The sequence below is a fragment of the uncultured Campylobacter sp. genome, assembly GCF_938040115.1.
Taxonomy (GTDB): domain Bacteria; phylum Campylobacterota; class Campylobacteria; order Campylobacterales; family Campylobacteraceae; genus Campylobacter_A.
Window position 1 is genome coordinate 1 of sequence record NZ_CALHXD010000002.1, and the last position, 6420, is coordinate 6420.

Annotated in this window: 5 protein-coding genes and 1 pseudogene; 4 read left to right on the top strand and 2 right to left on the bottom strand. The window is 44.7% G+C overall.

What is annotated here, in order from left to right; all coding sequences use genetic code 11:
* Together Q0314_RS00030 and Q0314_RS00035 are read right to left on the bottom strand one after the other, a co-directional pair.
* Nucleotides 1-261 (bottom strand): annotated as a pseudogene (locus Q0314_RS00030) (hypothetical protein); the annotation flags it as partial.
* Nucleotides 262-387: 126 nt separating this feature from the next.
* Nucleotides 388-903 (bottom strand): ClbS/DfsB family four-helix bundle protein, encoded by a 516-nt coding sequence (locus tag Q0314_RS00035; RefSeq protein WP_298055064.1) that lies wholly within the window; start codon nt 901-903, stop codon nt 388-390.
* A 608-nt stretch (nt 904-1511) separates the two neighbouring features.
* On the opposite strand from Q0314_RS00035, the gene napA reads away from it, so the two are divergent.
* The 4 genes from napA to Q0314_RS00055 all read left to right on the top strand — a co-directional run.
* On the top strand, nt 1512-4298 hold the full coding sequence (gene napA, locus Q0314_RS00040) for a nitrate reductase catalytic subunit NapA (RefSeq protein ID WP_298055066.1): 2787 nt from the start codon (nt 1512-1514) through the stop codon (nt 4296-4298).
* Between the two features lie 2 nt (nt 4299-4300).
* On the top strand, nt 4301-5065 hold the full coding sequence (gene napG, locus Q0314_RS00045) for a ferredoxin-type protein NapG (protein WP_009492925.1): 765 nt from the start codon (nt 4301-4303) through the stop codon (nt 5063-5065).
* A complete protein-coding gene (gene napH, locus Q0314_RS00050; RefSeq protein ID WP_298055068.1) occupies nt 5062-5862 on the top strand; it encodes a quinol dehydrogenase ferredoxin subunit NapH in 801 nt (266 codons plus the stop codon). Before napG ends, napH begins: the two co-directional genes overlap by 4 nt.
* A partial coding sequence (locus Q0314_RS00055) for a nitrate reductase cytochrome c-type subunit (RefSeq protein WP_298055070.1) occupies nt 5859-6420 on the top strand: 562 nt, incomplete at its 3' end. The genes napH and Q0314_RS00055, both read left to right, overlap by 4 nt.

Sequence of the window (6420 nt, forward strand, 5' to 3'; positions counted from 1 at the left end):
TTCGTAGCGAGCGTTTTGTTTGTTAAATTCTGCCTTGAGCACGTCACTACTAACCTCGCAAGTTACCTTGACCAGCTTTAAATCGTTTCCGCTAACGTCTTCCCATTTTACCTTTTGGCAGCCCTTGTAGCCGTCAACGGCGGCGCCTATTGTCATTGATTTTTTTATCGGTAGCGTGTAGTTTTTGACGATATCGATGTTGTTATCGCCGCATCCTGTTAGCGCCAAAACGGTAGCTATGAGAGAAGATTTTATTTTCATTCATTCTCCTGAAATTTAAAAGTCTAAATCTAGCTAAATTTAGCTTAATGTTAAGACGCATTTAAAGCGATGGGCGACCGAATTTGGCGAATTTGCCTGCTTAAATTTGACTAGTAAAGCGGCAGATCACAAGCTAGTTTTTAGACTTCTTTTGTGTTTTCTTATCTTTTTTATCGCCCAGTCGTAGTGTGATGAGGTGCTGCCGGTAATGTAGGCGGCGAGGTTTAGGTTGCCCGTGAAGTTAAAATATCCGCGCGCAAAAAGCTCCTCGTCGCTAAAATTTGTCGCAAGCCGCATAGTTTTTTCGTGTGTTTGCGCTAGTAGAGTTTTAGCCTCGTAAAGCGGCGTATCTTGGTGGTTGCGCCAAATTTGCATGTTCATCTGCGGGTATGTTTTCCAGTTATACGGCTCGGGTAAAAACGCAGTCCGCTCACCGCTTAGGTTCTTTTGGATAAAATTTATCAAAAGCAAATGCCACTCGTAAAGGTGCGCGAGCACGTCTCGGACGCATTTGTCCCTATCCTCGAAGTCAAATTTGGCCTCTTGCTCTGCCTCATTCATGCTTTCAACTAGAGATAAAAGCTTTTTAAAATTTGTCTCTGAAGCACTTAGTAAGTCTATTTTATTCGTAGGTCGCGGCATTTTTATCCCTTGGCTAAATTTGAGCAAATTATACAGCGCATTTTTAAATTTGCACTTTAAAGATACGGGTATTACCAAAAGCTACAAAATATAAAAGGTAAAATTTAATTTATATTTGTATTTTAAAAATTAAAAATAAAACTTAAATATATAGCTCAAATTTGATCAAATTTACAATTTATGAGCTATACGGTCTTGAGTTTTAATCAATTTTATACCTATGATAATTTAGCCTAAAATTAGCGCTTTTAAAAGGTTAAATTTAAAAATAGACCACTATTTTTATACTTGATATATAGCTTTATATTTACAATGAAAAAATGTTACGATTTTACACGTTAAATTTGTATTTTATAAATAGTTTCTGAAATATTATGGGTTTTGTTATCAAAAAGAATATCAAATTTATTAAATATAAAAAAATATATTTATTCGTAATTTTAAGCTTTACCCCTAAAATAGGCAAAATAAAGATAATTTTGGTCTTAATTTGAATGCCAAATATTGCTAAAGAACTAATTGTTTTTAATCAACTTAAATTTAGGTTGTAACGGTTAATATCCGCCTGATTTTTAAGAACTATCTTAAAAAATAAACGAGGAGATAAAATGGATCGACGAGATTTTATAAAAAGCGCCGCCGCTTCGGCTGCTTGCGCGAGTGCCGGTATAGCGCTGCCTAGCTCTATGGCAGCTGCGCAAAACGCAGCTGAAAAGGGCTGGCGCTGGGATAAGGCTGCATGTAGGTTCTGCGGAACTGGCTGCGGCGTAATGATCGCAACCAAAGAGGGCAAAATCGTAGCCGTCAAGGGCGACCCTGAAGCACCCGTAAACCGCGGCCTAAACTGCATCAAAGGCTACTTTAACGCCAAGATCATGTACGGCGCAGACCGCATCACTCAGCCGCTTTTGCGCGTGAACGAAAAGGGTGAATTTGACAAAAAGGGCAAATTTAAGCCTATTAGCTGGGAAAAAGCCTTTGACATCATGGCGGAAAAATATAAAGAGACCATGAAGAAAAACGGCGTGCATTCAGCCTGCGTTTTTGGCTCGGGTCAATACACTATTTTAGAGGGTTATGCAGCCGTCAAACTATGGAAAGCGGGTATTAGAAGCAACTCTATTGACCCGAATGCTCGCCACTGTATGGCGTCCGCGGTCGTCGGATTTATGCAGACTTTCGGTATCGACGAGCCTGCGGGCTGCTACGACGACATAGAGCTAACCGATACTATCGTGGCTTGGGGCGCTAATATGGCCGAGATGCACCCGATACTTTGGGCGCGCGTAAGCGATAAAAAGCTAAGCAATCCCGAGCGCGTAAAGGTCGTAAATTTAAGCACGTATTCGACTAGAACGTCAAATATCGCCGATTCCGAGATTATTTTCGCTCCTTCAAGCGACGTTGCTATCTGGAACTACATCGCTCACGAGATCGTTTATAATCATCCTGAAGCCATTGATTGGGACTACGTAAATAGCCACTGCGTATTTGCGACGGGCCCTGCCGATATCGGCTATGGGCTTAGAAATAATCCAAATCATCCTAACTACAATACCGAAAAAGACGTCATCGAGACCGAACTTAAAAAGACTTTAAGCAAAAACGAAGGCGTGACTCTGGGCTATCTAGGCTATAAAGAGGGCGACGTGATGGAAAATAAAAATACGGCTACCGCGGGCAAACACTGGCAAATCACGTTTGAGGAATTTAAAGAAGCTCTTAAACCTTATACGCTTGATTTCTCCGCTCCGCTAATAAAAGGCGATCCGAACGAGGATTTGGAAGAATTTAAGAAAAAACTAAAGCAACTAGCCGACTGGTACATCGAAAAAGGTAGAAAAGTAGTTAGCTTTTGGACAATGGGCTTTAACCAGCACCAACGCGGCACTTGGGTAAACGAACAAGCCTATATGGTGCATATGCTACTTGGTAAACAAGCAAAACCGGGCGAGGGCGCTTTCTCGCTAACCGGACAACCAAGCGCATGCGGAACGGCACGCGAGGTCGGTACTTTCGTTCATCGCTTGCCTGCGGATATGGTCGTAGATAACGCCGAACACCGCGAAATAAGCGAGAAAATTTGGAAACTTCCTAAAAACACGCTAAATCCGAAAGTCGCCTCCCACTACGTAAAAATGATGCGCGATATGGAAGACGGAAAGATGAAATGGGCGTGGGTGCAGGTAAATAACCCGTGGCAAAACACCGCAAACGCAAACCACTGGATAAAAGCCGCACGCGAGATGGATAACTTTATCATCGTCTCAGACCCGTATCCGGGCATCTCGGCTAAGGTTGCCGATCTAATCTTGCCTACTGCGATGATTTACGAAAAATGGGGCGCATACGGTAACGCTGAGCGCCGAACGCAGCACTGGCGTCAGCAAGTCCTTCCGGTAGGCGAAGCGATGAGCGACACGTGGCAAATGCTAGAATTTGCTAAGCGCTTTAAGCTAAAAGAGGTTTGGGGCGAACAAAAAGTGGATGATAAGCTAACGCTTCCAAGCGTGCTAGACGAGGCAAAAGCCATGGGTTATAGCGAAGAAGATACGCTATTTTACGTGCTTTTCGCAAACGAAGAGGCTAAGAGCTATCCTGCAAAAGACGCGATAATGGAAGATTTCGATAACTCTGAAGTTTTCGGCGATAGCAGAAAAGTAGTCGGTTCAGACGGCAAGGTATTTGAGGGCTACGGATTTTTCATCCAAAAATACCTTTGGGAAGATTACCGCAAATTTGGCTCCGGTCACGGACACGATCTAGCCGACTTTGATACCTATCACAAAGTGCGCGGTCTAAGATGGCCTGTAGTAGACGGCAAAGAAACTCAGTGGAGATTTAACGCCAAATATGATCCGTATGCCAAAAAATTTGCCGAGGAGGGCAAGCAGTTTGCATTCTACGGAAATAAAAAAGCCAAGTTGCAAAAAGGCGATTTGACCAAAGTAACTAGCGGAGACGAGAAATTTTCTATCGCTAATAAGGCCAAAATTTTCTTCCGTCCTTATATGGATCCTTGCGAGATGCCTGATGATACCTATCCGCTATGGCTATGCACGGGTCGCGTCTTGGAGCACTGGCACACCGGCACTATGACTATGCGTGTTCCTGAGCTTTACCGTGCGGTTCCAGAGGCTCTTTGCTACATGCACGAGGGCGATGCGCAAAAGCTAAATTTACAGCATAACGACGTCGTTTGGGTCGAATCTCGCCGCGGTAAGGTAAAAGCAAGAATCGATCTGCGCGGACGAAATAAACCGCCGATGGGTCTAGTTTACGTGCCGTTTTTTGATGAAAACGTGTTTATCAACAAAGTCTGCCTAGATGCGACTTGCCCGATCTCAAAAGAGACCGACTATAAAAAATGTGCGGTTAAAATTTACAAGGCGTAATTATGCAAAATAGAAGAGAGGCTTTAAAATTTGGGTTAAAAGCGATTAGTTTGGTTCTCGCGGGCGGCTTTGCCTGGAGTACGCAAACGACGGCTAAAGCCCAAACTCTACTCATCAGGCCGCCAGGTGCTTTGAAGGAGAAAAATTTCCTTAGCGAGTGCATACGCTGCGGGCTTTGCGTAGAAGCCTGTCCTTGGGATACGCTTAAGCTCGCGGATCTAGACGACGGATTGCCTTACGGCACTCCGTTTTTTACCCCGCGAAATATCCCTTGCTATATGTGTACGGATATCCCGTGCACGGTCGCCTGTCCGACCGGAGCGCTAGATACGAAGCTAGTGAGCGAGGATAATGGAAAGCTAAATATAAACAAAGCGCAGATGGGTATCGCGGTGCTGGATCCAAATTTCTGCATCGCTTACGAGGGACTTCGCTGCGACGCTTGTTACCGCGCCTGTCCTTTGATAGATAAAGCGCTAAGGCTTGAGTACGTCCGCAACGAACGCACGCAAAAGCACGCGTTTTTTAAACCGGTCGTGGACGCCGACTACTGCACGGGCTGCGGCATGTGCGAGCAAGTTTGCGTGACGCCAAAAGCCTCTATCTTCGTGCTTCCGCGCGAGATCGGACTGGGCTCTAGCAACGAACAGTACGTAAAAGGCTGGGTCGAGGGCGCGGATAAAAAGCTAAAAGACGCTGAGCCAAAAGAGTTTAAAACCGACGAGAAAAAGCTAAACGACTATCTAAATAGCGGAGATTTGCTATGAAATACTTGATTTTAAGAAGGATAAGTCAAATTTTGATCCTAGGGTTGTTTTTTGCGAGCAACTACTACGGAATTAAAATTTTACAAGGCAATCTCAGTTCGTCTTTGCTTTTCGGAGTCGTTCCTCTTAGCGATCCGTTTGCCGTTTTGCAGCTATATCTAGCTAGTTTTAGTATCGCTTCGGGCGCGCTTGTGGGAGCCGCTATCGTGTTTGCTTTTTACGCGATTGTCGCTCCGCGCGCTTTTTGTAGCTGGGTTTGCCCGGTAAATATCATCACCGAAACCGCTCGCTGGGTCAGAGTAAAGCTTGGCTACGACAAAGATAAAAAATTCGTAAATTTCACGCGAAGCGCGAGATATTACGTTTTGGGATTTACGCTTTTTATCTCGCTAGTCACTTCGGCTCCGGCGTTTGAGGGCATTAGCTTTATCGGCATTATTCAGCGCGGCGTCATCTACGGCGGCACGTTGTGGCTGTTTGTGGCGTTTGGAGTGTTTGCGATAGACGCGTTTATCGGCGATAGACTAGTCTGCTCAAAGCTTTGTCCGCTGGGCGCTTTTTACGCGATAGCCGGCAAGTTTGCTATTATCAGAGTAAAGCACGACGCGGCTAGCTGTACTAACTGTATGAAATGCAAGCTAATCTGCCCGGAAAACCAAGTGCTCGGCATTATCGGCAAGCAAAGCGGGTTTATAACATCGAGCGAGTGCATCAGCTGCGGACGCTGTATCGACGTCTGCGATGACGACGCGCTCAAATTTAACATTAGAAATTTACTAAAGGAGAAAAATCAATGAAGGCGAGAATTTTGGCGGGATTGGCGTGCGCCGTCCTCGTATTTTCGGGATATGCCGAAGCTAAAGAAGAACAAAAATCCTCTAGCTCGGTACAAACTCAAAAAGTAGAGCAAAAAAATAAATCAAAATTATCTGACGGCAAAGATGCGAAGGATCTAGATATCTTGCGTTCGGCTAACGACGTTATGGATGAAGAAGAGGTAAAGTTGGTCGATATAAACTGGACGAAACCTGCCGCGGGCGAAGCGCAAAGATACGAGCGTTCTTTTGAAAACGCACCGCCGATGATACCTCATGATTTAGAGGGTTTGATACCGATAACTGCGGATAATAATATGTGCGTTACGTGCCATATGCCTGAGGTCGCGAAAGACGTAGGCGCTACGCCGATCCCTAAATCGCACCTTTACAGTATAAGATTTAATAAAGATAAAGGCGGCGAACTAAGTCAAGATCGCTATAACTGCACCACTTGCCACGTTCCTCAAGCGAACGTTAAACCGCGCGTGAAAAATAACTTCAAGCCTGACTTTAGCCGTCAGCAAGACGCGCAACACC